Raw genomic sequence first — 21,974 nt, 5'->3', positions numbered from 1 at the left:
CAGCCCTATACCTGGGCTATTGCAGCTCATTCGCAAAACGCCCCACCGCATTCACCACCTGCTTGGCGCCACCCTGGATCTCGGTGATGACGGCGCCGGCCTGGTTGGCCAGTGTCAGGCCTTGCTCAGCTTGCTCGCGACTGCTGAACATTTCTGTGATGGCTTCGTCGGCGAGGCGCTGGTTCTGCTGGACCACGCTGACGATCTCTTCGGTTGCAGTGCTGGTACGGCTGGCCAATTGCCTTACCTCATCAGCTACGACCGCAAATCCACGGCCCTGTTCACCCGCTCGGGCGGCCTCAATTGCGGCATTGAGCGCGAGCAGATTGGTTTGCGCGGCGATGCCCCCGATGGTCTGCACAATGGCGCTGATCAGCAACGATTGTTTGCCCAACGCCTCAATGCTCCCGGTGGCGGATTGCATTTGCAGAGCAATGTTTTGCATGGTCTGTACAGTGTTCTGCACAACCGCGGCGCCACGTTCGGCCGTGACATCGGTTTGCAGCGACACCTCGTAGGCCACGCCGGCGGCGGCCTTGACCTCGGACTCGCGCAAGACCTGGTCGGTGACCACGCTGGCAAACTTGACCACTTTGCACAGCTTGCCTTCCGCATCGTGCACCGGGTTGTAGGTAGCTTCGAGCCACACCTCGTTGCCACGGCTGTCCACGCGTTTGAAGCGGCTGGCGACAAATTCGCCGCGATTGAGGGTTTGCCAGAACGCGGCGTAACCGCTCGAAGCGGCCTCCTGCGTGGTGCAGAACATACTGTGTTTTTTGCCGACGATCTGATCGAGCGTGTAGCCCATGGCGTCGAGGAACTGGGTATTGGCGGTGACCACCGTTCCGTCCAGTCGGAACTGGATGACGGCCGTCGAACGTATCAACGCGTTGATAAACGCTTCGTTTTCTTTGGCTTGCTCAATGGCGCGACTGACTTCGGTGCCGTAGCCCTGGATCTGCGACAGCCGGCCGTCACGCCCTCTGATCGGGCACCATGTCAGGTTGATCCACGCCAGGCTGGCGTCACTGCGCAGGAAGCGGTAATCGTCACTCACCGGCTCTGAACGGGCGATTGCTGCGTTGAAGTCACGAAAACAGGGTAAATCCATGACGTAAGGCGGAACAATTTCACTCAGGAGTCGACCCTGCAACTGTTCGCGGGAGTAGCCCAAAGCCCGGGCAAAATCCTCGTTGACGGCCGTAAGCCGCAAGTCAGCATCCAGGCATATGGAGAGCATGCCACGGTCATACTGCGCAACAAGCTGTCGTAACTGGAAAAGCTCGTCGTCCCGGTCCTGCAGATCCTTCTTCAAACGGCGATTAAACATGGCGGCGTCCCTGGGGTAGTCATCACTGCATCGGCCATGCGGCCTACGGCTTAAGCATAGGCCGACGAATAGTCACTTGCCCCTCAGTTGTTCCGCTCAACGAAGATGGATTAATCGCCGGGCTTATCCAGTGCCTGCATCAGATCGTCTGCCTCGGATCCCACCGCAAACCTGAACCCGTACATCTCATCAGCCGCCAGTATTTCCCGAAGGGCCTCGATCAACTGCGCTTCGGTGGGTGAGTCACGCAGCAGTTTGTGCGCAGGCAATAACAACTCGGCGGGAACTCCCTCGATACTCGCGGCGTTGATCACCGCAAAGAGGATAAAGCGCAGGCGTATCTCGCGGTCCGTCGGCCACACCGTTTTTCGCTTCCCCAAGGTAGGGCCTCACTTTTTCGGAAAAGTCCGAGGCTATTGCCGACGTCGGGGTGTTTCAAGCACGGGGGTGCAAGATAGGCTGTTTCCTACAACCAAAAGAGAAAGACCTTACCTGCACGAGGATTAGGGTAGTGCATATCGGGCTGACGCTACCGCGTTGCCTGCCGGCAGCTCACTGTACTGGCAGGAAATTCATCAGCAATAAGCTTTGCGCATAGTTGAGACCTATACGCCGGTATCGTTCATCAAGCATCTGTGTCAGCAGATCGAGGCGCGCCACGATCTTGCCAAATTCCACCGCAAAACTAAGGTTGCTGCCCTCCTCCGATATCTCATTGGAAAACAACAGCAACACGCCATTCGCATCCTGGCGCTTGCTGAGCAGCCATGTGGCCTTCTCGATATTGCGCGCGGCATTGCTGACAAACTGTGGATTGATCGAGTCGGTTATGTAGAACTCGGTGCGCCCACCATGGGCTGTCACCAGCATGCTGCCGATCGCATAGATAAACGCACCGACTCGATCGCCCTGAAACTCTGGGCTCAAGGAGTAGCTCAAGGCGACCAGATCGCGACGCTCGCCCAGGGCGGGCAGCGGTCGTCGCTGCTCAATCGCCTGGCGAATCTCTCGCTCGGCACTCACCGCATCCGGGTAACCCGACTGTCGCCACTGGCTGGGATTGCGCAGATAGAGCTTGCTCATCAGTAAATACAAACTTTGCAGGTTGTCACGCATGCCCAGGGTCGCCATACGATCGACACTGGTTTGAAAGAACTCATCGGGCTTTCCATTGCTGAACTGCTTGGCAATGTCCTGCCCCTGTTGCTGGGTGCAACCGGTGGCGCCGAGTACAAACATCGCAACCAACAGCAGTGGCCGGCGTAGGCGACGAATGATTGAAAGAGGAAACGTACGATCCATCGAAACCCGATCTTGTTCTACTGCCCTCGCGGGGAATCGGCGGGGCTGGGACAAGGATAGAGCCGAGAAATCAAAAAAAGTGCGACCGATATCGGCAGATTGTGTTCGAAGTGTGTGCCAGAGCGCTTCGTGACGAATTCGTCACAGGGTCTATACTTCTGGAAGCAGTTGAATGTGTTGTTGGCGAGCCAGGGTTGCATTTCCATTTTCGAGCGTTCTGGCGCATATATGTACATTGCCTACGGCACTACCACCAGCAACTGCCTACGAGGTGACGGCGATGAAGCATCCAATTCGAGCACAGATGTTTGCCCAGATGATTTGCCTGCTTTCGGTGGCTCAGCTTTTCTGCTGATTGAGATGAGAAACTGCCTTTAACAGTGGCTGCGGGTGTGGCAGTGAGAGGTATTGCCCACCTGACTCCAAAATCCCAAAACCAAAAAAGCCCCGCATTGCGGGGCTTTCGTATGAATCTTGGTGGGAAACCAGGGGTTCGAGCGCTTCTTGGACACCCCATAGCCTCTCTAGGCTAAGAAGTGCCCATGCTGGATCTACTTATGCTTGCCAGCGCATTCGGCAACCGCGAAGAAAATATACTTCATCGGCGCTCAACCATTCGAGTCCCGTGAGGCACGTACTTCAACAGAGACGGAAGTCTTTTTCAGCGCTCCCTCTACTGGCAAAAGACCGCCCCTAACGTGGAGTCATTATTTGGCTTGGCGAAGCACAAGCTCCGACAGACGGGTTTTAACTCGGAAGCAGAACTCGCGAATTTGAAATTGATAAGCGGGCATAACCATGTAGTTTAAATCGGGACCTAACGAGTCTTTAATTTCCATGTATTTAGCAGTTTTGGCAGCAATGGCTTGGTATTCCGCTTCATATTTGGCGTAAGACGCTTTGTTGTAAACCTTTAAAACATCCAGCTCTTTACGGCATTGCTCAGCGCGATTTTGATTTAGGTCTGTTTCTGATTCTGACTGAGCGGCTTCAGCAGAGGCATGGTCTGGGGATTCAGCACTGGCGTTCGCAGCAGGTGCAGCTTCATAACGCACAGTCCAATTTTCTGGTGTCGAATGGGCGACTTCAGGTGGTGCTTCATGGACCACGGCAGGGGGTGGAGTCACGTTAGGTTTTTCTGGAGTTTTCGTAGCGCATCCCGAGAGGGCAAGTCCTACCACTACAACGATGCCACACATTTTATCCATCGGTTTCACCAAGAAGTAATTACGGTTGGCTGAGTCGTTAGGTTCTGGGTAAAAGTCATAACTCATTCAGTGATCGAGTGTAAATTTTCTACCAGACTCAAGGCGCTCAGCCTCTCTTCCTTGAGTGCACAGATGAGCGATAATAGTAAAAAAACAAAAAGATGACGAGTAAAAGCTCTTCAGAAAAGCCACAAAATTATTGGGACAATTTATGGAACCAAACTAAGCATGCCCCCTGATTGGGGATGCTGAGCGGGAGAATCCGGACCGACGCATCAGGAAGGCAAAGGAGGTACAACGCGGCTACTAAGCCACTGTGGTGGTTTCAACTTCGTGATAGAAGGCCCAAGACAGCACCGAAAGTTATCGACATTCGCGGCCCGAGTCAGCCACTGGTGCACGGTGAGCAGGCGGTTACCAAACGGGTTACAGAAGGAGATATACAACCGTCAAATCCTTCGAATAGGCAAATTTAGGCATGCCTATGACGAACCGTCTTCCGCAACCAGAACTCCAGAAACACGAAAGCCCCGCATTTGCGGGGCTTTCGTTTGAATCTTGGCGGGAAACCAGGGATTCGAACCCTGGAGACGCTATTAACGTCCGCCGGTTTTCAAGACCGGTGCATTCAACCACTCTGCCAATTTCCCTTTTGCGTCACAGGATTATAGTAGGTCATCCTGTCTCAGCGGGCGCCATAATACCCGAATGAAACACACTGTCAAACTCTCGCCATCGCTTGTTACAGAGCGTCTGTTATGATCTTTGCGACTGAACGTTTCAAAACCGAAGGAGTGTCGCCATGCGCGAACAGAATTACGCAGTGAATGGTAACGCGCAGGCTGAGCAGCTTGAAGTCAGCCGCGTGTTGCGCAACACCTATGGCCTGCTCGCCCTTACCCTCGCATTCAGCGGCGTGATGGCGTTCGTAGCGCAGCAGATGCGCGTCGGCTATCCGAATATCTTTGTCGTGCTGATTGGCTTCTATGGTCTGTTTTTCCTGACCAACAAGCTGCGTGACTCGGCCTGGGGCTTGGTGTCGGCGTTTGCCTTGACCGGTTTCATGGGCTTCATCCTCGGCCCGATCCTCAACCGTTACCTCGGCATGGCTGGCGGAGCGGAAGTGGTCAGCTCGGCGTTTGCTATGACGGCCCTGGTATTTGGCGGTCTGTCGGCCTACGTGCTGATCACCCGCAAGGACATGAGCTTCCTGGGCGGCTTTATCACCGCAGGCTTCTTCGTATTGCTGGCGGCGGTGGTTGCAGGCATGTTCTTCCAGATCAGTGGCCTGCAACTGGCGATCAGCGCGGGGTTTGTGCTGTTCTCCTCGGTGTGCATCCTGTTCCAGACCAGCGCCATCATCCACGGCGGTGAGCGCAACTACATCATGGCCACTGTTAGCCTGTATGTGTCGATCTACAACCTGTTTATCAGCCTGTTGCAGATCTTCGGCATCATGAGCCGCGATGACTAATTGTTAGCCGAATAAAAAATGCCCCGCATCGAAAGATACGGGGCATTTTTATTTTTTACTTACCAGGAGCAAGGCATCAGTACTGGTTGGGTTCCATTTCCAGTTCGACCTTGAAACGCTCAACGATATCCTTTTGGATACGCTGGGCCAGGTGCGCAATATCATGCCCTGTGGCGTTGCCATAGTTGACAAGCACCAGCGCCTGCAGCTTGTGCACGCCCGCGTCACCCTCACGAAAGCCCTTCCAGCCGGCCTTGTCGATCAGCCAACCGGCGGCAAGCTTCATGTGCCTATCCCCCTGGGGGTAGGCCACCAGGTCCGGATACTGCGCTCGAAGTTCTTCAGCCAATGCCCTGGTCACCAGCGGATTCTTGAAGAAGCTGCCGGCATTGCCCAGTACTGCCGGATCTGGCAATTTTTCGCTGCGAATGCTGCAAATCGCGCGACTGACATCGCTTGGCGTCGCGTCAGTGATGCCCTGCCCTGCCAGGCGCTGTTGTACCGGACCATAGTCGAGTTTGAGGTGGCTGACGCGGCTCAGGGCAAAGCGTACCCGCAGGATCAACCAGCGTCCGGTTTCGTGCTTGAACAGGCTGTCACGGTAGGCAAAGTTGCATTCTTGCAGGCTGAAGTCCCGTAGCTCACCGGTATGACGATCCAGTGCGGTCAGGCCGGCAAATACATCCTTGATCTCCACACCGTAGGCGCCAATGTTCTGCATGGGGGCAGCCCCAACGGTCCCAGGGATAAGACTGAGATTCTCCAGACCGCAAAAGCCCTCCGCCAATGTCCAAAGTACAAATGGGTGCCACGCCTCGCCCGCCTCGGCTTCAACCACCACATGCACGCCGTCATCGTGCAGCACGCGAATGCCCTGGGTGGCCATACGTAGCACCAACGCAGGTATGTCCTGGGTCAGCAGCAGATTGCTGCCACCGCCGATCACCAATAAGGGCAACGCTTGCGCCGAAGCGTAAGCCAATGCCTCTCGCACATCGGCGTCGCTGCGGGCCTCGGCATAAAGCCGGGCGCGAACGTCGATGCCAAAACTGTTGAATGGCTTGAGCGAAACCTGCGCATGCACTTGCAAGGTCATAATCGCCCCTTCAATTCGATCACCAATAAATCACAGGCCCGCTCGATCAGGTCCAGCACTCGCTCGAAGCCTTGCTCGCCCTCGTAATACGGGTCTGGCACGTCGTCCACTTCCGAGTGGTAGCGGCGCAGAAACAAATCCAGTTCGGCCTTACCCTGCCCTGACTGTAGCGCCTTGAGGTTGCGCAGGTTGCTGCTATCCATCGCCAGGATCAGGTCATAACGCGCAAAGTCAGCACGGGAGACCTGCTGGGCACGCTGGCCCGACAAATCGTAACCGCGGACCAACGCTGCACGCTGGCTGCGCTGGTCCGGCGGGTTACCGACATGCCAGTCGCCGGTGCCAGCAGAAGCAACCTCGACCTGCCCGGCCAGCCCGGCTTCGCGCAATTTATGGCGCAGGACGCCTTCAGCGGTGGGCGAGCGACAGATATTGCCCAAGCAGACAAACAGAACCTCCATCAGGCCCCCAGCAGGCGACGGACGCGCTCAAGGTCTTCCGGGGTATCGACACCGGCAGGCGGCGCTTCCAACGCATCGCCTACGTGAATACGCACGCCGTGCCACAGGGCCCGCAGTTGTTCCAGGGATTCGGTATTTTCCAACCAGCACGGTCCCCAACTGACGAAGTCATGCAGGAAACCTGCGCGGTAGGCATAGATGCCGATATGCCGGCGGTACGGTACGCCCTCCGGCAACACGTCTCGGTTCTTGGCAAAGGCGTCACGCGCCCAGGGCAAGGTGGAACGGCTGAAGGTCAACGCCAGGCCATTCACATCACTGACCACCTTCACCACGTTCGGGTTGAACAGGGTTTCAATATCGTGAATCGGCTCGGCAAGGGTGGCCATGCGCGCTTCACCATGGGCAGCCAGGTTGGCGGCCACCTGGTCGATCACGCTCGGCGGAATCAACGGTTCGTCGCCTTGTACATTGACCACGATGGCGTCAGGCGCCAGACCAAGCTGCGTGGCCACTTCGGCCAGGCGGTCGGTGCCGGAGTTATGGTCTTCGCGGGTTAATACCGCTTCGGCGCCAAAGCCTTTGCACGCGTCAATAATGCGTGGATCGTCAGTCGCTACAACCACCCGATCAGCGCTGCTTTTACAGGCCTGTTCCCACACCAGCTGGATCATCGGCTTGCTGCCGATCAATTGCAGCGGCTTGCCTGGCAGGCGGGTCGATGCGTAACGCGAGGGAATGACAACGGTAAAGGCGGTGGTCATTTATCCAGGCGCTCATCGGTGGTCAGGGTGCGGGCTTCGCTTTCCAGCATTACCGGGATGCCATCACGTATCGGATATGCCAGGCCCGCGCCTTTACTGATCAGCTCGGTTTTGTCGGCGCTGAGCTTGAGCGGGCCTTTGCAGATCGGGCAAGCAAGGATATCGAGCAGTTTGGTGTCCATGAATATTTCCTGGAAAGAAGTGTTTTAAGGCAAGGGACGGGCGGGCAACAAGCGCGTCAGCTGCGTGTCGAACCACGCGACGAACGCCGGTGACGGCACCGCATCCACCGCAAGGTACCACCAGTCGGGCTGGGCAAAGGCGCGGCACTTCACCGCGTCCTTCTCGGTCATTACCAGCGGCAATGACGGAGTAAAATTCAAGACTTCGGCGCTGTAGGGCGCATGGTCGGCAAACGCATGGGGTATCGGTTGCCAGTGTAGCGTTTCAAGGGTGTTGAAGAAACGTTGCGGGTTGCCGATACCGGCGACCGCGTGCACCCGTTGACCTGCTTGAAAGTACTCCACCGACTGGCGTTCGCCGGTATACAGATTAACGAGTGCCGTAGGCTGCAGGCGGAAGGCAAAGCCATCGTCGCGATCTGATACTGCGCCGTTATAGAGCAGCGCATCTACACTCTGCAGGCGCTCGACCGGCTCGCGCAACGGCCCGGCCGGGAGGCAATGACGATTACCAAGGCCACGGGCGGCGTCGATCAACACCAGTTCCAGGTCACGGGCCAGGCGATAGTGTTGCAGACCATCATCGGAAAGAATCAGGTCCAGCGGCTCGCAGGCCAACAGTGCCTTGACCGCACGGCTGCGATCGGGATCGATCATCATGGGCACGCCGCAACGCTGCACGATCAACAAAGGTTCGTCACCCGCCACTTCGGCGCTTTGGCTGGCCTCGACGCGCCATGGCAGTTGCGCAGGCTTGGCGCCGTACCCTCGACTGACCACACCTACACGCAAGCCATTGCGCCGACAGTGTTCGATCAACCACAGGATCAACGGCGTCTTGCCGGTGCCGCCTACGGTGATGTTACCGACCACCACCACTGGCACGGGCGATTGATAAATGTCGCCCTCGCCCGCCACGAACCGCGCGCGTTTGCGCTGCACTACGCGGCGATACAAAGACTCCAGCGGCCGCAATAACGCGAGCGCCGGATGCCCCTCGTACCAGGCCTTGAGCAAACGATCGGACATGGGCATCAAGGTTGGCTCGCCGCCTCGACAGTGCTCATGCGCAGATGGCTGAAACCGAGCTTGCCGGCGGCGTCCATCGCGGTGATAACGGCCTGATGCTGGGTCTTGCCATCGGCACTGATGGACAACGGCATCTTGGTGTCTCCTCCGGATTCTTTCTCCAGGGCGACCATCAGGCTGGCGAGATCGTTTTTCTCCAGTAACTGGTTATTCACCGAGAACGCGCCGTCGGCGCTGATGGCGATGTCCAGTTGCTTGATTTCCTGGTCTTCCGCCGGCGAACCACTCACCGCTTCCGGCAAGTCGACACGCAGTTCGGTCTGCCGGGTGAAGGTGGTGGTGACGACAAAAAACAGCAGCAGGATAAATACCACGTCGATCAGCGACGCGAGGTTGATATCGACATTTTCCCGTTGCTTGCGGCGAAATTTCACGCTTTGCCCCCAACCAGGTCCACATCACGGTCGCCTTGCACCACTTCCACCAACTTGATGGCCTCCTGCTCCATGCCGACCACCAGCTCATCGATGCGCCGCTGCAGGAAACGATGGAAGAACACCGCAGGAATACCGACCATCAAGCCTGCTGCCGTGGTAATCAGGGCCTTGGAAATCCCCCCGGCGAGCACCGCCGCGTTGGTGGTCATGCCCGACCCCATGAATGAGCTGAAAATATCGATCATGCCCAATACCGTTCCCAGCAGACCGAGCAACGGTGCCATGGCAGCGATGGTGCCGAGAGCATTAATGTAGCGCTCCAGTTCATGAATAACCCGGGCGGCGGCCTCTTCAATGCACTCTTTCATGATCTCGCGGCCATGCTTGGAGTTAGCCAAGCCCGCGGCGAGGATTTCGCCCAAAGGCGAATCAGCGCGCAGTGCCTTGAGTTTTTCCTTGTCCAGTTGCTTGTTCTTGATCCAGCCCCAGACCTGCCCCAATAGATGCTCGGGCGTGACTCGACTGGCGCGCAGGGTCCACAAGCGTTCGGCAACGATGCCGAGTGCGGCGATGGAGCTCAAGATAATCGGCAACATCATCCAGCCGCCGGATTTGACCAATTCCCACACAGTGAATGTCCCCTCGAAAAAGTGCGCCACTTTACCATACAGGTTCGGCAACGGGGTTCGTCAGCCATGGCTTCGCCTGTCGTAGGCTCCAGCCTTATAGTAACGTCGAATTACGGTAACGCTTCGCGCCAAAAACGGCGTTGACTACGCGCAACAATGGGTGGCAGGAAAGCCCCCAATTGCAAGCGCACCGCTCCATGCTCAGCACTGTCATATAACTGGCTGCCCAGCGCCTGGTAGCGCTCAACCACCTGTGGATGAGGATGGCCGAACGCATTGCCACGCCCACGGGAGATCAGCACTGACGTGGGTGCCAGCCGCCGTAGAAAAGGCCAGGATGACGAACTCCGGCTGCCATGGTGAGGGGCTTGCAGCCAATCGGTCCGCACGGCCAGTGGTGAGTCGAGAAATGCCCGTTCGGCGGCGCGATCAATATCCCCGGTGAGCAATAGCCGTTCACCATTGGCTTGGACCTGCAGAACGCAAGACTTTGGATTGCCATTAATAGCCTCAGACCACTGCCACAACTCGAATGACACACCGTCCCACTCCCACTGTTCGCCACTGATACATGGCTGGGCTCCGAGAAACGCTGGCAACCCTTCGGTTTCGCCGCCCACCACCCGCTTGATCGGCACCCCTCGGGCAACAGCCGCTGCCCCACCGGCATGATCGGCATCAGCGTGACTAAGCAACATCATGTCCAGTGACTCGACGCCGAGTTTTTTCAGCGACGGCAATACCACACGAGCCCCAAGATCAACTGTGCCAGACCGCAGGCCGGCGTCGTAAAGCAACGTGTGATGCCGGGTACGCAGAATCAAGGACTGCCCCTGCCCCACATCCAACTGCACCACCTCCACACGCCCATGGGGCACCGGCTCACGCGGTGGAAAGACTGCCAACAGCAACATAGGCCAGCCCAACAGCCGAAACGGCACGCCTTTGGGCAGCAACAACAGCACCGCACCCATCAGACTGATCAGCCAGTAACCCAAGGGCACATCGGCAGGTATCCACGCGGGCACTTGCCCTGCGAGCCATGCCAGACCCAGGAACAACGCATCCAACGCCCCACCCGCCAGCCACAGCAAGCCCTCCCCCAAATATGGCAGCGGCAGCATGGCGGTCCCCAGCAACGCCAGCGGCAACACCACAAGACTGATCCAAGGCACGGCCACCAGATTGGCCAGCGGCGCACTGACGCTGATGGGCAACCCGAGCACCAACAACACAGGAAGCAGGCCAATGGCAATAAACCATTGAGGACGCGTCCAGGCCTGCCAGACACCCCACGGCCCCAGGCGCCCGCCGAAAGCCAGGATCAATACGGCAACAGCCGTAAAAGAAAGCCAAAACCCCGGTTGCAGGCTGGCCAATGGTTCAAGGATCAGTACACCATTGAGCGCCAGCAACAACGGCCACCAGAACCCCAAATGACGGAAGCGCAAACGCCACAGCAGCATCAGGCCCACCATGACGCAGGCCCGCTGGACCGGCACACCGAACCCCGCCAACAGGCCATAACCCAGCGCGGACGCAAACGCCAAGCCACACGCCCACGGCAGCCATGGCCACATTCGAGGCCAGAAACCGTAGCGTGCCAGTAACGCGACCAACCCGTAGATCAGCCCCGCCAGCAGGCCGATATGCTGGCCGGAAATCACCAGCAGGTGCACCGTGCCGGTGTCCTGCAACACCTGCCAATCCTCGGCTGCCAGCCCGGAACCGTCCCCCAGCACCAAAGCTGCCAGGCCCGCCTCGCGACCTTGAGCGTCGACGGCAATCAACCGTTGGCGGACCGTGTCGCGCCAGGCATGGCGGGCCGGCGACAGGCGCTCACCGTCTTTTACCGAGCCAGTGGCGCCAATGCGTTGGGCCAGCAACCATGCCTCTTGATCAAAACCGTGAAAATTTAGCAGCCCGGACGGCCGCTTAAGCGTGACTGCCAGGCGCCAGCGCTCCCCGCTGCGTACCTCGGGCCCACCGTGCCAGGACACACGGATGCGCTTGGGCAACCGGGCGTTACGCGACCGGCTGTCGGCCAGATCGAAACGCACCCCGGTGCCGGTCTGTTGTGGCAACCCAATGACGCGCCCCTCCAACCATCGCGTCTGGCCATCGAGCGCCGGTGGCAGGCGATCATCCAGCGCCCATTGCGCACTGATGCACGCCCAGCTCAAGCCCAGCAGGAAAAACGCCAAGGGAGACGTACGAAATGGCAGCAGCATCAAAACCAGCACCAGCATGGCTATCAGCCATCCAGTGGTCGGTAACTCAGGTAGGAAACGCAGGGCAAGCAAGCCCAGCGCCAGCGCGAACATCCCTGTCTTCATGAATCATCCTTTTCAAGTGATCCACTCAGTCTTAGCTGGGTGCTCGGTACGTCCTATGATGTTTTGTCACAAAGTCTGAATTTTCTGTTTATAGAATGCGGGCATACTTGCCCCTCGAACTGACCTGGACCCCTTATGCCACGGCGCTTATTCAAACGGTACATGCCCGACCCCACCAGTATCAGGGAACACAAGTCATTACAGTTTCTTGGCACGCTGCTGCATGACCCGAACCTCTGGCATCTGAATCGGCACTCAGTGGCGCGCGCCATGGCGGTGGGTCTGTTCGCAGCATTTATCCCCATTCCGTTGCAGATGCTATTGGCTGCGGTGCTGGCAATTACCGTGCGCGGCAATATGCCCATCGCCGTCAGCCTGGTTTGGCTGACAAACCCGATCACGATGCCAGTGGTATTTGTTTGTACTTACATGACCGGCGCCTGGTTGATGAACGTGCCCCCGCGCAGCCTGCCCGATGACTTGACCTGGGAATGGATCAGCGGCCAGTTGAGTACGCTGTGGCAACCCTTCTTGCTCGGCTCAGTGGTGTTGGGGCTGGTGCTGGGCGCATTGGCCTATTGCCTGACGATGGGCTATTGGCGCTGGTGGGTCGCGCGCCAATGGAAGAAGCGCAAGCTGCGCCGGGGCTGAGCCCTAGCGCGCCGGTAACCGCAGGTGTACACGCAGGCCCTGACCGGTGTTTTGCGCCCACAGGCTGCCGTCCTGACGCTGAACGGCATTGCGCGCGATGCTCAGGCCCAGGCCGAAACCACCATCACCGGGCCGCGAGCCGTCCAAGCGCGTGAACGGCGCAAAAATCCGCTCCAGATCACGCTCATCAATCCCCCCGCCCTGATCCTCCAACCACAGGTGCCAGTACTCCCCATCGCGTCGCCCATCCAGACACACAACCCCGTTCTCCGGAGAGTGGCGTATGGCGTTGCGCAGGATATTTTCCAAGGCCTGGGCCAGGGCGTTTAGATTACCGCGCACCCAACAGTCAGCGCCCAGCAGGCACGGCAGTCGCGATGCGGACCAATCGCTTTCAAAGCAGGCATTCTCCCGCAACATGTCCCACAACGCCTGTACCTGAAGATCCTCCTTGGGCAGTGGCGCCCGCTCGGTGTCCAGCCAGGCCAGCTGCAAGCTGTCTTCCACCAGGCGCTGCATAGCGTCAATCTCTCGGCCCAAACGCTCACGCAACTGAGCAAGATCCTGCTCGCTGTCGCAGGCCACGCGCAAGCGGCTCAACGGAGTGCGTAGTTCATGGGACATGTCCCGCAGCAGTTGTTGTTGCAATACAACAGTGCCCTGCAAACGCTCAGACATGTGGTCAAACGCACGGCCCAACTCGCCCAATTCGTCCTGTCGACTGGTGGCGTCAAGGGGCATCCGCGTGTTCAATTGATCGGCACGCCAGGCATTGGCCTGCTCGCGCAGTTGATTGAGAGGCATGATCAGCAGCCGGTACAGGCCGACGCACAGCAACAAGGTAAAGAGGCCTGGAATCACACCATTGGTCACCACGCGCCAGACAACTTGATAACGCCCCGGCATAAAACGCTGTGGCAATTCAATGACCAGCGAACCGGCACCCGGATCTACCGCAAACGGGATCTTGAGCCACGGCAAGCCCTTGACGTGGCGGCTGACCGGCCAATCCAGGCCCCGCAAGAACGTCAGGCGCTGGCTTTCCGTAGCGGTCAGTGGATAGCTGCTCAACGACTGCAAGTCGTTGCCTATTACGCCGATCCACGTGCTTTCCTGTTTGCCCATCGCCTGCAGCCACGCATCAACACCGGCATGGCCGCCACGGTTCCAGGCCTGCTCGGCGCTCACCGCATAACCACTCAGCGTGACCCTCGCCTCGTCGGACAAATACGCGTTCTTTTGCTCCATGTACCGGCCCCAGGACCAACTAAGCCAGATCATCAGCAAACAGAAGGCAATCAACAGGCAGGCGAGCTTCCAAAATAATGAATGTTTGCCCGGCAGCCGTTTCAGCGCCCTTTCAAAGCCCATCGTCGTGACCACTGAGCACATAGCCCTTGCCCCACACCGTGCGCACTTCGCGCTCGCTGTAGCCGATCGCCTTGAGCTTGCGACGGATCTGGCTGATGTGCATGTCGAGGCTGCGGTCATGGGGCGCATAGCCGCGCTGCAACACATGTTGGTAAAGGAATGCTTTGCTGAGGACTTCTTCAGTGTTGCGGTGTAGGGTTTCCAACAGGCGGTATTCGCTGCGGGTCAGGCCTGCCCAGTGTTCCTGATGAAACACATCGCACAGCTCATCGTCGAAACGCAGTGTGCGAGCATCCCCACGCACCGGCGCAAGCGTCGGCAGCGGGCGTCGATCCAGGGCCACCCTGCGCAGGATGGCTTCGATGCGCACGCGCAACTCGACCATGCTGAACGGCTTAGGCAAGTAGTCATCGGCGCCCAGGCGAAAACCGCTGACGCGATCGGCCTCGGCACCCAATGCCGACATCAGGATTACCGGGATCGAATGACTCTGGCGTAGATGAGTCAAGATCGACAAACCATCCAGCCCCGGCAGCAGGATATCCATCAACACCAGGTCGAACGCCTGTTCGCGCGCCATCGCCAGCCCTTGCTGGCCGTTCTGGCACCAGGTGACCTGGAAGCCACAGCGCCCCAGATGCTCGTGGACATAGGCGCCCAGCACGGGATCATCTTCGATGGTCAGGATATTGGGTAGGCCAACTGCTGCGGGATTCATTAGCGTCTGCAAGTCATTCTCAATCGCTGATTATTCAAGATTACCCTGGCGCAGGCAATCGCTACGGGGCCAAACGAGCCGAAGATTGCCCTCTCTCAACAATTTGCGAGATTCCAGGCCGTGCAAATGGCTACACTGCGCAGGTGGCGCGGGCCGGATGCCGGCGCGGAAGATTGATTTCAGTGTGGTAGCAGGAGAGTGGCGTGCTTAGAAGAATGGGGATAAAAGGCCGCGTACTGTTGCTGAGCTTATTACCGACCAGCCTGATGGCCTTACTGTTGGGGGGCTACTTCACCTGGATGCAACTCTCGGAGTTGCAGACCCAATTGCTGCAGCGCGGCGAAATGATCACCGAGCAATTGGCGCCTCTGGTGGCTCCTGCTTTAAGCAGCAAGAACACTGACCTGCTGGAGCGCATCGCCACTCAATCCCTGGAACAACTGGACGTGCGCACCGTGTCGTTCCTTGCGCCGGACCGTACGCCCCTCGCCCACGCTGGCCCGACCATGCTCAACCAGCCGCCGGCCGGCAACAGCTCTCACCTGCTGCAACGCACCGACAATGACGCCACGCGCTATCTGCTGCCGGTGTTTGGCCGCCATCGCAACCTTGCCGGCGACTTGATCCCCGATGAAGCCGACCGCCTCTTGGGCTGGGTCGAAGTAGAACTGTCCCACAACGGTATGTTGCTGCGCGGCTATCGCAGTCTGTTCGCCAGCCTGCTGTTGATCGCCATTGGCCTGATCTGCACAGCAGCCCTGGCGCTGCGCATCAGCCGCACGATCAACGAGCCGATTGGCCTGATCAAGCAAGCAGTGGCCCAGCTCAAGGACGGCAACCTGGAAACCCGCTTGCCTCCTTTGGGCAGCCAGGAGCTGGACCAACTCGCCTCAGGCGTCAACCGCATGGCCGAAACCCTGCAAAACGCCCAGGAAGAACTGCAGCACAGCATCGACCAGGCCACCGAAGACGTACGCCAGAATCTGGAAACCATCGAAATCCAGAACATCGAGCTGGACCTGGCCCGCAAAGAAGCACTCGAGGCCAGCCGTATCAAGTCCGAGTTCCTGGCCAATATGAGCCATGAAATCCGCACACCGCTCAACGGTATCCTCGGCTTTACCCACCTGCTGCAAAAAAGCGAGCTCACACCGCGCCAGTTGGATTACCTGGGCACTATCGAAAAATCCGCCGACAACCTGTTGGGCATCATCAACGAGATCCTCGACTTCTCGAAGATTGAGGCCGGCAAGTTGGTGCTCGACAGCATCCCGTTCAACCTGCGGGATTTGCTGCAAGACACCCTCACCATCCTCGCCCCCGCTGCCCATGCCAAGCAGTTGGAGCTCGTCAGCCTGGTGTACCGCGACACGCCGCTAGCACTGGTGGGCGACCCTCTGCGGCTCAAGCAGATCCTGACCAACCTGATCAGCAACGCCATCAAGTTCACCCGCGAGGGCACTATCGTGGCCCGGGCGATGATCGAGGAGGAACAGGAAGACAGCGTGCAACTGCGCATCAGCGTGCAGGACACCGGCATCGGCCTGTCCAGCCAGGATGTGCGGGCTTTATTCCAGGCGTTCAGCCAAGCCGATAACTCTCTGTCGCGCCAGCCGGGCGGCACCGGGCTGGGCCTGGTGATTTCCAAGCGCCTGATCGAGCAAATGGGCGGTGAAATCGGCGTCGACAGTACGCCGGGCGAAGGGTCGGAATTCTGGATCAGCCTGAACCTGCCCAAAACCCGCGACGACATCGAAGACCTGCCCTGCGCGCCGCTGCTGGGCCATCGCGTGGCGGTACTGGAAAACCACGAACTGGCGCGCCAGGCCTTGCAACATCAACTGGAAGACTGCGGCCTGGAAGTCACGCCGTTCAACAGCCTGGAAAACCTGACCAACGGCATCACCAGCGCCCATCAGACCGAGCAAGCCATCGACTTGGCGGTGCTCGGCGTCACCGCCAACGACATCCCGCCCGAACGCCTCAACCAGCATCTTTGGGACCTGGAACGCCTGGGTTGCAAAGTGCTGGTGCTGTGCCCAACCACAGAACAGATGCTGTTCAACCAGTCGGTGCCCAACCCCAACAGCCAGTTGCAGGCCAAGCCGGCATGCACCCGCAAGCTTCGCCGCGCCCTCTCCGACCTGATCAGCCCGCGCCCGTCGCGCAGCGAACCGGGCGAGCCGCTGTCCAGCCGTGCGCCGCGTGTGCTGTGTGTCGACGACAACCCGGCAAACCTGCTCTTGGTGCAGACGTTGCTGGAGGACATGGGCGCCCAGGTACGTGCGGTAGAAAGCGGTTATGCCGCAGTCGACGCGGTAAAACAGGACACCTTCGATCTGGTGCTGATGGACGTACAAATGCCTGGCATGGATGGGCGCCAGAGCACCGAGGCGATCCGTCAGTGGGAAAGTGAGCGCCATGGCACACCCTTGCCAGTGGTCGCCCTTACTGCTCACGCCATGGCTAACGAAAAACGCGCCTTGCTGCAAAGCGGCATGGACGATTACCTGACCAAACCCATCAGCGAAAGGCAACTGGCCCAAGTGGTGTTGAAGTGGACCGGCCTAGCCTTGCGCAACCAAGTGCCTGAGCGTGTCACTGAAGGTCTGGGCCCAGGGGTGCAGTTGCCGGTTCTGGACCATGAGGAAGGCCTACGCCTGGCCGCGGGTAAAACCGATCTGGCGGCTGACATGCTTGCCATGCTGCTGGCCTCCCTGGAAGCCGACCGCCAAGCCATTCACATCGCCCGCGACGCCAAGGACAACCTGGCGCTGATCGAACGCGTCCACCGCTTGCACGGCGCCACCCGCTACTGTGGCGTACCGCAACTGCGCGCCGCCTGCCAGCGCGCCGAAACCCTGCTCAAGCAGGACGATGCCAAGGCGATGACCGCGCTGGACGAACTGGACATGGCCATCGCGCGACTGGCCAGCGAAGCACGGGTCAGTGTCTGACCCTATTTCATGGCGCTGACCCACTGACAAATTGCAGGGAGCTTTTCAATGCGCGTGATTCTTTTCAGCAGCCAGACCTACGACCGCGATAGTTTCCTCGGCGAGCCACTGCCAGCTGGGCTGGAACTGCAATTCCAGCCGGCCCGACTCAATCTCGACACCGTGGCCCTGGCCGAACACCACGAGGTGGTTTGCGCCTTTATCAACGACGACCTCAGCGCCCCGGTGCTGGAACACCTGGCCAAGGGCGGCACCCGACTGATTGCACTGCGCTCGGCGGGTTACAACCATGTCGACCTCGCCGTCGCCAAGCGCCTGGGCCTGACGATCGTACGGGTACCTGCTTACTCGCCCCATGCGGTCGCTGAACACGCCGTAGCGCTGATCCTCGCACTCAACCGCCGCCTGCACCGTGCCTACAACCGCACCCGCGAGGGTGACTTCAGCTTGCACGGTCTTACCGGTTTCGACCTGGTGGGCAAGACTGTCGGTGTTGTCGGCACTGGGCAGATCGGCGCGACATTTGCCAGGATCATGGCCGGGTTCGGCTGTGAGTTGCTCGCCTACGACCCCTTCCCCAATCAACAGGTACAGGCAATGGGCGCGAAGTACGTGAGCCTGCCCGAGTTACTGGCCCAGGCGCAGATCATCAGCCTGCACTGCCCGCTGACCGCTGACAGCAAGCACCTGATCAACGCCCGTTCCCTGTCGCACATGCAGCCCGGCGCGATGCTGATCAATACTGGCCGTGGCGGCCTGGTGGATACCCCGGCATTGATCGAAGCCCTCAAGGACGGCCAACTCGGCTACTTGGGGCTGGATGTCTACGAAGAAGAAGCCCAGCTGTTTTTTGAGGACCGCTCGGACTTGCCCCTGCAAGACGACGTGCTCGCACGCCTGCTGACCTTCCCCAACGTGATCATCACCGCACACCAGGCGTTCCTTACCCGCGAGGCCCTGGCGGCCATTGCCGGCACTACCCTTGCCAACATTGCTGCATGGGCCGATGGTCGGGCGCAGAACCTCGTCGAAGGATGATCAGCGGTCACATAGCAAGCTCATGATGAGCAGGCACCCGTGATAGGATGCCGCGCCTATTTGGAGGATCCATGGCCGAACACGATTTCCGCTTCAGCTTGCTGAGCCCGCAACACACCCTAATCGAATGCCGAGCCCTAGTGCCGGGCCGTTACCAAGTCACCGGCAACGGTGGTTCGATCAAGCATGGCGATGTCCTGATCGTCACCCTGCGCGGCAGTAAAACCCTGTCGATGCGCCTGACCGTTGAAGGTGACGCGCGCTACTCCATCCGCCCGGCGGGCCAATGGGTCGCCATGGCTCAAGGGCCGAAATTCGGCGAGTTGGAGATTCACACTTGGAAGGTCAACTGCGACAGCTGCGACACCGTGCTGGAGTTTGAATTCGCGGTAGAAACCAAGCTGACCAAAGAACCGCTGCAGCCTGCCGCCAACGCGCGCATCAAAGAGTTGGGCTGGGCCAGTGAAGGCGACAAGCACCGCTGCCCGAAATGCCAGAAGGCTGCGCAATGAAAGGCCTGCTTCTGCTCGCCGCCGTCGGCGTGGCCTTGAGCGGCTGTGCCGGTGATGCGGTCAAGCTCAAGCAGGATCACAGTTACGTGGTGGAGTGGATTGGTGAGCGGCCATTGATGGACTACGCACACCTGACTGTCACCCTCGGCGCCGATGGCCGCGCCTACGGTAATGGCGGCTGCAACCACTGGTTTGCGCCGTACACGGTCGATGGCGACAAACTCAGCTTCGGCAAAATCGGCAGCACCCGCAAGCTCTGCGCCGAGGCCTTGATGGAGCAGGAGCATCGCTTCTTCCAGGCCCTGCAAAGCGTACAACGCTGGGACATCTCGCCGATCGAGCAGACCCGCTTCTGGCCGGCCGAAGGCAAGCCGATTCGCCTGTGGCTGGAAGAAGGCTGATCACGCTGCTTGCGGTCCAAATGTGGGAGAGGGCTTGGCCCCGATGGCGGTGTAACAGTCAACGGATGTATTGACTGAAACACTGCAATCGGGGGCAAGCCCCCTCCCACATTTGATTTGAGTGGTTGCTTTAACCGCGCAAGGCCTTGAGTTTGGCCAGTACCCCTTCCGCCGTCTGTTCGCCCATCAACTGCTCACGCACCTTGCCCTTGTCATCAATGATGTAAGTCACCGGCAATGCCTCGCTGCGCGGAATTTCAAAGATCCCGTCGGGGTTTTGCGCCAGCACGGTGAATTTAATGCCCAGCTTGTCGCTGGCCTCTTTCAGCTCTGCACCCTGCACATTGTCGAAGTTAACCCCGAACACCCCCACGCCCTGCCCCTTCAGCTGTTCCGCCAAGGCATTGAGCTCAGGGATTTCCGTGCGGCACGGGCCACACCATTCTGCCCAGTAGTTGACCACCAGCCATTGCTTGTCCAAGCGCTCGGCCGCGACTTTCTGGCCGTACTGGTCAACGCCATAGTCATTCCCGCAGCCGCTGAGCAGCAGGGTTGTAATGATCGCCAATGCACCGATCAGTCGACGTGTCATGGGGTAATCCTTCGCAAAAATGAACGTTGGCTGCGACCTATCGCCTCTTACGGTTTAAGGACGGGGTGCAGCGCGGGTAGAATACCCGCCACCTTACGCAAGATGCGACCCGCACATGACCGATCTGACGCTTTATCACAACCCGCGCTGCTCGAAATCCCGCGGTGCGCTCGAATTGCTTGAAGCCCGCGGTCTCACCCCAACCGTGGTGCGCTACCTGGAAACCCCGCTGGGTGCGTCGCAAATCAAGGCCTTGCTGGCCAAACTGGGCCTCAGCGCCCGTCAATTGCTGCGTACCGGCGAAGACGAGTACAAAACTCTCAACCTGGCCGACGCCAGCCTCAGCGAAGCCCATCTGATCGCCGCCATCGCCGAACACCCCAAGCTAATGGAGCGTCCGATCCTGGAAACCGCCGACAAAGCCATCATCGGCCGCCCACCAGAAAACGTGCTGGAGATTCTGCCGTGACCACACCGTACGTGTTGGTGCTGTATTACAGCCGCAACGGCTCGGTCAGCGAAATGGCCCGGCAGATTGCCCGGGGCATTGAGCAAGGCGGCATGGAGGCGCGCTTGCGCACAGTGCCGGCGATCTCCACCGAATGCGAAGCCGTGGCGCCGAGCATTCCGGACGAAGGCGCGCTGTATGCCAATCTAGATGATCTGAAGAACTGCTCAGGCCTGGCCCTGGGGAGCCCGACGCGCTTCGGCAACATGGCTGCGCCGCTCAAGTACTTCCTCGATGGCACCAGCAACCTGTGGCTCACCGGCGCGCTAGTCGGCAAGCCGGCTGGCGTGTTCACCTCCACCGCCAGCCTGCACGGCGGCCAGGAGACCACGCTGATGTCGATGCTGCTACCGCTGCTGCACCACGGCATGCTGATCACCGGCCTGCCCTACAGCGAACAGGCATTGCTCGACACCCAGGGCGGCGGTACGCCATATGGCGCCAGCCACCATTCCGGGCCGGACGGCAAGCGCATGCTCGATCAACATGAAATCACCCTGTGCCGGGCACTGGGGTTGCGCCTCGCCACCACCGCCACGCTGCTGGAGAATGGTCGTGGCCAAAAAGCCTAAAGTTCTGCCGCCCCAAGCGTGGCTGGAGCCGCGGGTCAAGGTGGCACGCGCGCTGAGCCTGCTGGCGTTTTTTAGCCTGGTGGGTTTGCTCTGCGTGTATTACCTGTTCGTCGCCGACCTGCATGGCGCACGCCCGTGGGTGATCCTGCTGATCGAACTGGTGCCGCTGTTGTTGCTGGCGCCGGGCATGATCAGCGGCAGTGCGCGGGGGCATTCATGGATGTGCTTTGCGGTGAACCTGTATTTCATCAAGGGCGCGCTGGCGGCGTATGATCCGAACCGCCAGTGGTTCGGGGTGCTTGAGATGCTGGCAAGTCTGGCGGTGTTTTGTACCGCACTGCTCTATGTGCGGTGGCGGCATCAGTTGAATCGGCGGCTGGCTGAGGCCTGATCAACGATTTGCAGT

At 59.2% G+C, this 21,974-nt stretch carries 24 protein-coding genes and 1 tRNA gene; 9 read left to right on the top strand and 16 right to left on the bottom strand.

Features of this window, described 5'->3' with window-relative positions; translation table 11 throughout:
• Window positions 1-16: 16 nt before the first annotated feature.
• From ACVWXD_RS07330 to ACVWXD_RS07310, 5 genes are all read right to left on the bottom strand, one after another.
• Complete coding sequence (locus ACVWXD_RS07330) at window positions 17-1,330, bottom strand: methyl-accepting chemotaxis protein (RefSeq protein WP_032889586.1); 1,314 nt, start codon at window positions 1,328-1,330, stop codon at window positions 17-19.
• A gap of 110 nt (window positions 1,331-1,440) precedes the next feature.
• Window positions 1,441-1,710 (bottom strand): hypothetical protein, encoded by a 270-nt coding sequence (locus ACVWXD_RS07325; protein ID WP_095184460.1) that lies wholly within the window; start codon window positions 1,708-1,710, stop codon window positions 1,441-1,443.
• Between the two features lie 172 nt (window positions 1,711-1,882).
• The gene (locus ACVWXD_RS07320) at window positions 1,883-2,632 is read right to left on the bottom strand and encodes a hypothetical protein (protein WP_032889588.1); all 750 of its coding nucleotides are present in this window, start codon (window positions 2,630-2,632) and stop codon (window positions 1,883-1,885) included.
• Window positions 2,633-3,339: 707 nt separating this feature from the next.
• Window positions 3,340-3,906 carry a hypothetical protein gene (locus tag ACVWXD_RS07315; RefSeq protein ID WP_260366924.1) on the bottom strand — a complete coding sequence of 189 codons (567 nt, stop codon included), beginning with the start codon at window positions 3,904-3,906 and terminating at the stop codon, window positions 3,340-3,342.
• A gap of 493 nt (window positions 3,907-4,399) precedes the next feature.
• Window positions 4,400-4,490 (bottom strand) — tRNA-Ser (locus ACVWXD_RS07310).
• A gap of 152 nt (window positions 4,491-4,642) precedes the next feature.
• Here ACVWXD_RS07310 and ACVWXD_RS07305 point away from each other — a divergent pair.
• Window positions 4,643-5,314, top strand: coding sequence for a Bax inhibitor-1/YccA family protein (locus ACVWXD_RS07305; RefSeq protein ID WP_003174664.1), 672 nt, complete (start codon window positions 4,643-4,645; stop codon window positions 5,312-5,314).
• A 76-nt stretch (window positions 5,315-5,390) separates the two neighbouring features.
• Here ACVWXD_RS07305 and murB read toward each other — a convergent pair whose 3' ends face one another.
• The 8 genes from murB to ACVWXD_RS07265 form a co-directional block, all read right to left on the bottom strand.
• Entirely contained in the window at window positions 5,391-6,410 is a 1,020-nt protein-coding gene (gene murB, locus ACVWXD_RS07300) for a UDP-N-acetylmuramate dehydrogenase (protein ID WP_122680659.1), read from the bottom strand.
• Window positions 6,407-6,871 (bottom strand): low molecular weight protein-tyrosine-phosphatase, encoded by a 465-nt coding sequence (locus ACVWXD_RS07295; RefSeq protein ID WP_032889640.1) that lies wholly within the window; start codon window positions 6,869-6,871, stop codon window positions 6,407-6,409. The genes murB and ACVWXD_RS07295 overlap by 4 nt, the downstream gene beginning before the upstream one ends.
• The gene (kdsB, locus tag ACVWXD_RS07290; RefSeq protein WP_032889641.1) at window positions 6,871-7,635 is read right to left on the bottom strand and encodes a 3-deoxy-manno-octulosonate cytidylyltransferase; all 765 of its coding nucleotides are present in this window, start codon (window positions 7,633-7,635) and stop codon (window positions 6,871-6,873) included. The genes ACVWXD_RS07295 and kdsB overlap by 1 nt, the downstream gene beginning before the upstream one ends.
• Window positions 7,632-7,817 carry a Trm112 family protein gene (locus ACVWXD_RS07285; protein ID WP_003174668.1) on the bottom strand — a complete coding sequence of 62 codons (186 nt, stop codon included), beginning with the start codon at window positions 7,815-7,817 and terminating at the stop codon, window positions 7,632-7,634. The genes kdsB and ACVWXD_RS07285 overlap by 4 nt, the downstream gene beginning before the upstream one ends.
• 24 nt (window positions 7,818-7,841) lie before the next feature.
• Window positions 7,842-8,852: a tetraacyldisaccharide 4'-kinase gene (gene lpxK, locus ACVWXD_RS07280; RefSeq protein WP_457370819.1), complete on the bottom strand. Its 1,011-nt coding sequence runs from the start codon at window positions 8,850-8,852 to the stop codon at window positions 7,842-7,844.
• Window positions 8,852-9,280, bottom strand: a complete 429-nt coding sequence (locus ACVWXD_RS07275) for an ExbD/TolR family protein (RefSeq protein ID WP_095184456.1) — start codon at window positions 9,278-9,280, stop codon at window positions 8,852-8,854. Before ACVWXD_RS07275 ends, lpxK begins: the two co-directional genes overlap by 1 nt.
• Complete coding sequence (locus tag ACVWXD_RS07270) at window positions 9,277-9,912, bottom strand: MotA/TolQ/ExbB proton channel family protein (RefSeq protein ID WP_032890033.1); 636 nt, start codon at window positions 9,910-9,912, stop codon at window positions 9,277-9,279. The genes ACVWXD_RS07275 and ACVWXD_RS07270 overlap by 4 nt, the downstream gene beginning before the upstream one ends.
• Before the next feature lie 110 nt (window positions 9,913-10,022).
• Window positions 10,023-12,248, bottom strand: a complete 2,226-nt coding sequence (locus ACVWXD_RS07265) for a DNA internalization-related competence protein ComEC/Rec2 (protein ID WP_242461429.1) — start codon at window positions 12,246-12,248, stop codon at window positions 10,023-10,025.
• A gap of 135 nt (window positions 12,249-12,383) precedes the next feature.
• Here ACVWXD_RS07265 and ACVWXD_RS07260 point away from each other — a divergent pair, with 135 nt between their 5' ends.
• Window positions 12,384-12,899 carry a DUF2062 domain-containing protein gene (locus ACVWXD_RS07260; RefSeq protein ID WP_032889645.1) on the top strand — a complete coding sequence of 172 codons (516 nt, stop codon included), beginning with the start codon at window positions 12,384-12,386 and terminating at the stop codon, window positions 12,897-12,899.
• Between the two features lie 3 nt (window positions 12,900-12,902).
• On the opposite strand, the gene ACVWXD_RS07255 is transcribed toward ACVWXD_RS07260, so the two are convergent.
• Both ACVWXD_RS07255 and ACVWXD_RS07250 read right to left on the bottom strand, forming a co-directional pair.
• Window positions 12,903-14,270, bottom strand: coding sequence for a sensor histidine kinase (locus tag ACVWXD_RS07255; RefSeq protein WP_032889646.1), 1,368 nt, complete (start codon window positions 14,268-14,270; stop codon window positions 12,903-12,905).
• On the bottom strand, window positions 14,260-14,988 hold the full coding sequence (locus ACVWXD_RS07250) for a response regulator transcription factor (protein WP_032889647.1): 729 nt from the start codon (window positions 14,986-14,988) through the stop codon (window positions 14,260-14,262). The genes ACVWXD_RS07255 and ACVWXD_RS07250 overlap by 11 nt, the downstream gene beginning before the upstream one ends.
• Window positions 14,989-15,191: 203 nt before the next feature.
• Between ACVWXD_RS07250 and ACVWXD_RS07245 the strand changes: the two genes are divergently transcribed.
• The 4 genes from ACVWXD_RS07245 to ACVWXD_RS07230 all read left to right on the top strand — a co-directional run bounded on the left by ACVWXD_RS07245 (window position 15,192) and on the right by ACVWXD_RS07230 (window position 19,896).
• Window positions 15,192-17,945 carry a response regulator gene (locus tag ACVWXD_RS07245; RefSeq protein WP_032889648.1) on the top strand — a complete coding sequence of 918 codons (2,754 nt, stop codon included), beginning with the start codon at window positions 15,192-15,194 and terminating at the stop codon, window positions 17,943-17,945.
• A gap of 48 nt (window positions 17,946-17,993) precedes the next feature.
• Window positions 17,994-18,983 carry a 2-hydroxyacid dehydrogenase gene (locus ACVWXD_RS07240; protein ID WP_032889649.1) on the top strand — a complete coding sequence of 330 codons (990 nt, stop codon included), beginning with the start codon at window positions 17,994-17,996 and terminating at the stop codon, window positions 18,981-18,983.
• Between the two features lie 71 nt (window positions 18,984-19,054).
• Window positions 19,055-19,495 (top strand): hypothetical protein, encoded by a 441-nt coding sequence (locus ACVWXD_RS07235; protein ID WP_032889650.1) that lies wholly within the window; start codon window positions 19,055-19,057, stop codon window positions 19,493-19,495.
• Window positions 19,492-19,896 carry an META domain-containing protein gene (locus ACVWXD_RS07230; protein WP_181643401.1) on the top strand — a complete coding sequence of 135 codons (405 nt, stop codon included), beginning with the start codon at window positions 19,492-19,494 and terminating at the stop codon, window positions 19,894-19,896. The genes ACVWXD_RS07235 and ACVWXD_RS07230 overlap by 4 nt, the downstream gene beginning before the upstream one ends.
• Before the next feature lie 130 nt (window positions 19,897-20,026).
• Here the strand turns inward: ACVWXD_RS07230 and ACVWXD_RS07225 are convergent, their stop codons facing one another.
• Window positions 20,027-20,488: a TlpA disulfide reductase family protein gene (locus ACVWXD_RS07225; protein WP_032889653.1), complete on the bottom strand. Its 462-nt coding sequence runs from the start codon at window positions 20,486-20,488 to the stop codon at window positions 20,027-20,029.
• A gap of 115 nt (window positions 20,489-20,603) precedes the next feature.
• Between ACVWXD_RS07225 and arsC the strand changes: the two genes are divergently transcribed.
• The 3 genes from arsC to ACVWXD_RS07210 are packed head-to-tail and all read left to right on the top strand — an operon-like array spanning window position 20,604 to window position 21,959.
• Complete coding sequence (gene arsC, locus ACVWXD_RS07220; protein ID WP_181643403.1) at window positions 20,604-20,957, top strand: arsenate reductase (glutaredoxin); 354 nt, start codon at window positions 20,604-20,606, stop codon at window positions 20,955-20,957.
• Window positions 20,954-21,568: an NAD(P)H:quinone oxidoreductase gene (wrbA, locus tag ACVWXD_RS07215; RefSeq protein WP_032889655.1), complete on the top strand. Its 615-nt coding sequence runs from the start codon at window positions 20,954-20,956 to the stop codon at window positions 21,566-21,568. Before arsC ends, wrbA begins: the two co-directional genes overlap by 4 nt.
• The gene (locus ACVWXD_RS07210) at window positions 21,552-21,959 is read left to right on the top strand and encodes a DUF2069 domain-containing protein (RefSeq protein WP_032890035.1); all 408 of its coding nucleotides are present in this window, start codon (window positions 21,552-21,554) and stop codon (window positions 21,957-21,959) included. The genes wrbA and ACVWXD_RS07210 overlap by 17 nt, the downstream gene beginning before the upstream one ends.
• The last annotated feature ends 15 nt before the right edge of the window (window positions 21,960-21,974 follow it).

Source organism: Pseudomonas sp. TE3911, assembly GCF_054062775.1.
This window is presented reverse-complemented; position numbering and strand designations above follow the sequence as displayed.

Coding starts and splice junctions, on each gene's coding strand:
- arsC (WP_181643403.1), top strand. CDS start 20,604: ATGACCGATCTGACGCTTTATCACAACCCGCGCTGCTCGAAATCCCGC.
- ACVWXD_RS07250 (WP_032889647.1), bottom strand. CDS start 14,988: ATGAATCCCGCAGCAGTTGGCCTACCCAATATCCTGACCATCGAAGAT.
- kdsB (WP_032889641.1), bottom strand. CDS start 7,635: ATGACCACCGCCTTTACCGTTGTCATTCCCTCGCGTTACGCATCGACC.
- ACVWXD_RS07225 (WP_032889653.1), bottom strand. CDS start 20,488: ATGACACGTCGACTGATCGGTGCATTGGCGATCATTACAACCCTGCTG.
- ACVWXD_RS07240 (WP_032889649.1), top strand. CDS start 17,994: ATGCGCGTGATTCTTTTCAGCAGCCAGACCTACGACCGCGATAGTTTC.
- ACVWXD_RS07330 (WP_032889586.1), bottom strand. CDS start 1,330: ATGTTTAATCGCCGTTTGAAGAAGGATCTGCAGGACCGGGACGACGAG.
- ACVWXD_RS07315 (WP_260366924.1), bottom strand. CDS start 3,906: ATGAGTTATGACTTTTACCCAGAACCTAACGACTCAGCCAACCGTAAT.
- ACVWXD_RS07320 (WP_032889588.1), bottom strand. CDS start 2,632: ATGGATCGTACGTTTCCTCTTTCAATCATTCGTCGCCTACGCCGGCCA.
- ACVWXD_RS07260 (WP_032889645.1), top strand. CDS start 12,384: ATGCCACGGCGCTTATTCAAACGGTACATGCCCGACCCCACCAGTATC.
- ACVWXD_RS07230 (WP_181643401.1), top strand. CDS start 19,492: ATGAAAGGCCTGCTTCTGCTCGCCGCCGTCGGCGTGGCCTTGAGCGGC.
- ACVWXD_RS07235 (WP_032889650.1), top strand. CDS start 19,055: ATGGCCGAACACGATTTCCGCTTCAGCTTGCTGAGCCCGCAACACACC.
- ACVWXD_RS07295 (WP_032889640.1), bottom strand. CDS start 6,871: ATGGAGGTTCTGTTTGTCTGCTTGGGCAATATCTGTCGCTCGCCCACC.
- murB (WP_122680659.1), bottom strand. CDS start 6,410: ATGACCTTGCAAGTGCATGCGCAGGTTTCGCTCAAGCCATTCAACAGT.
- ACVWXD_RS07265 (WP_242461429.1), bottom strand. CDS start 12,248: ATGAAGACAGGGATGTTCGCGCTGGCGCTGGGCTTGCTTGCCCTGCGT.
- ACVWXD_RS07305 (WP_003174664.1), top strand. CDS start 4,643: ATGCGCGAACAGAATTACGCAGTGAATGGTAACGCGCAGGCTGAGCAG.
- ACVWXD_RS07285 (WP_003174668.1), bottom strand. CDS start 7,817: ATGGACACCAAACTGCTCGATATCCTTGCTTGCCCGATCTGCAAAGGC.
- lpxK (WP_457370819.1), bottom strand. CDS start 8,852: ATGCCCATGTCCGATCGTTTGCTCAAGGCCTGGTACGAGGGGCATCCG.
- ACVWXD_RS07255 (WP_032889646.1), bottom strand. CDS start 14,270: ATGGGCTTTGAAAGGGCGCTGAAACGGCTGCCGGGCAAACATTCATTA.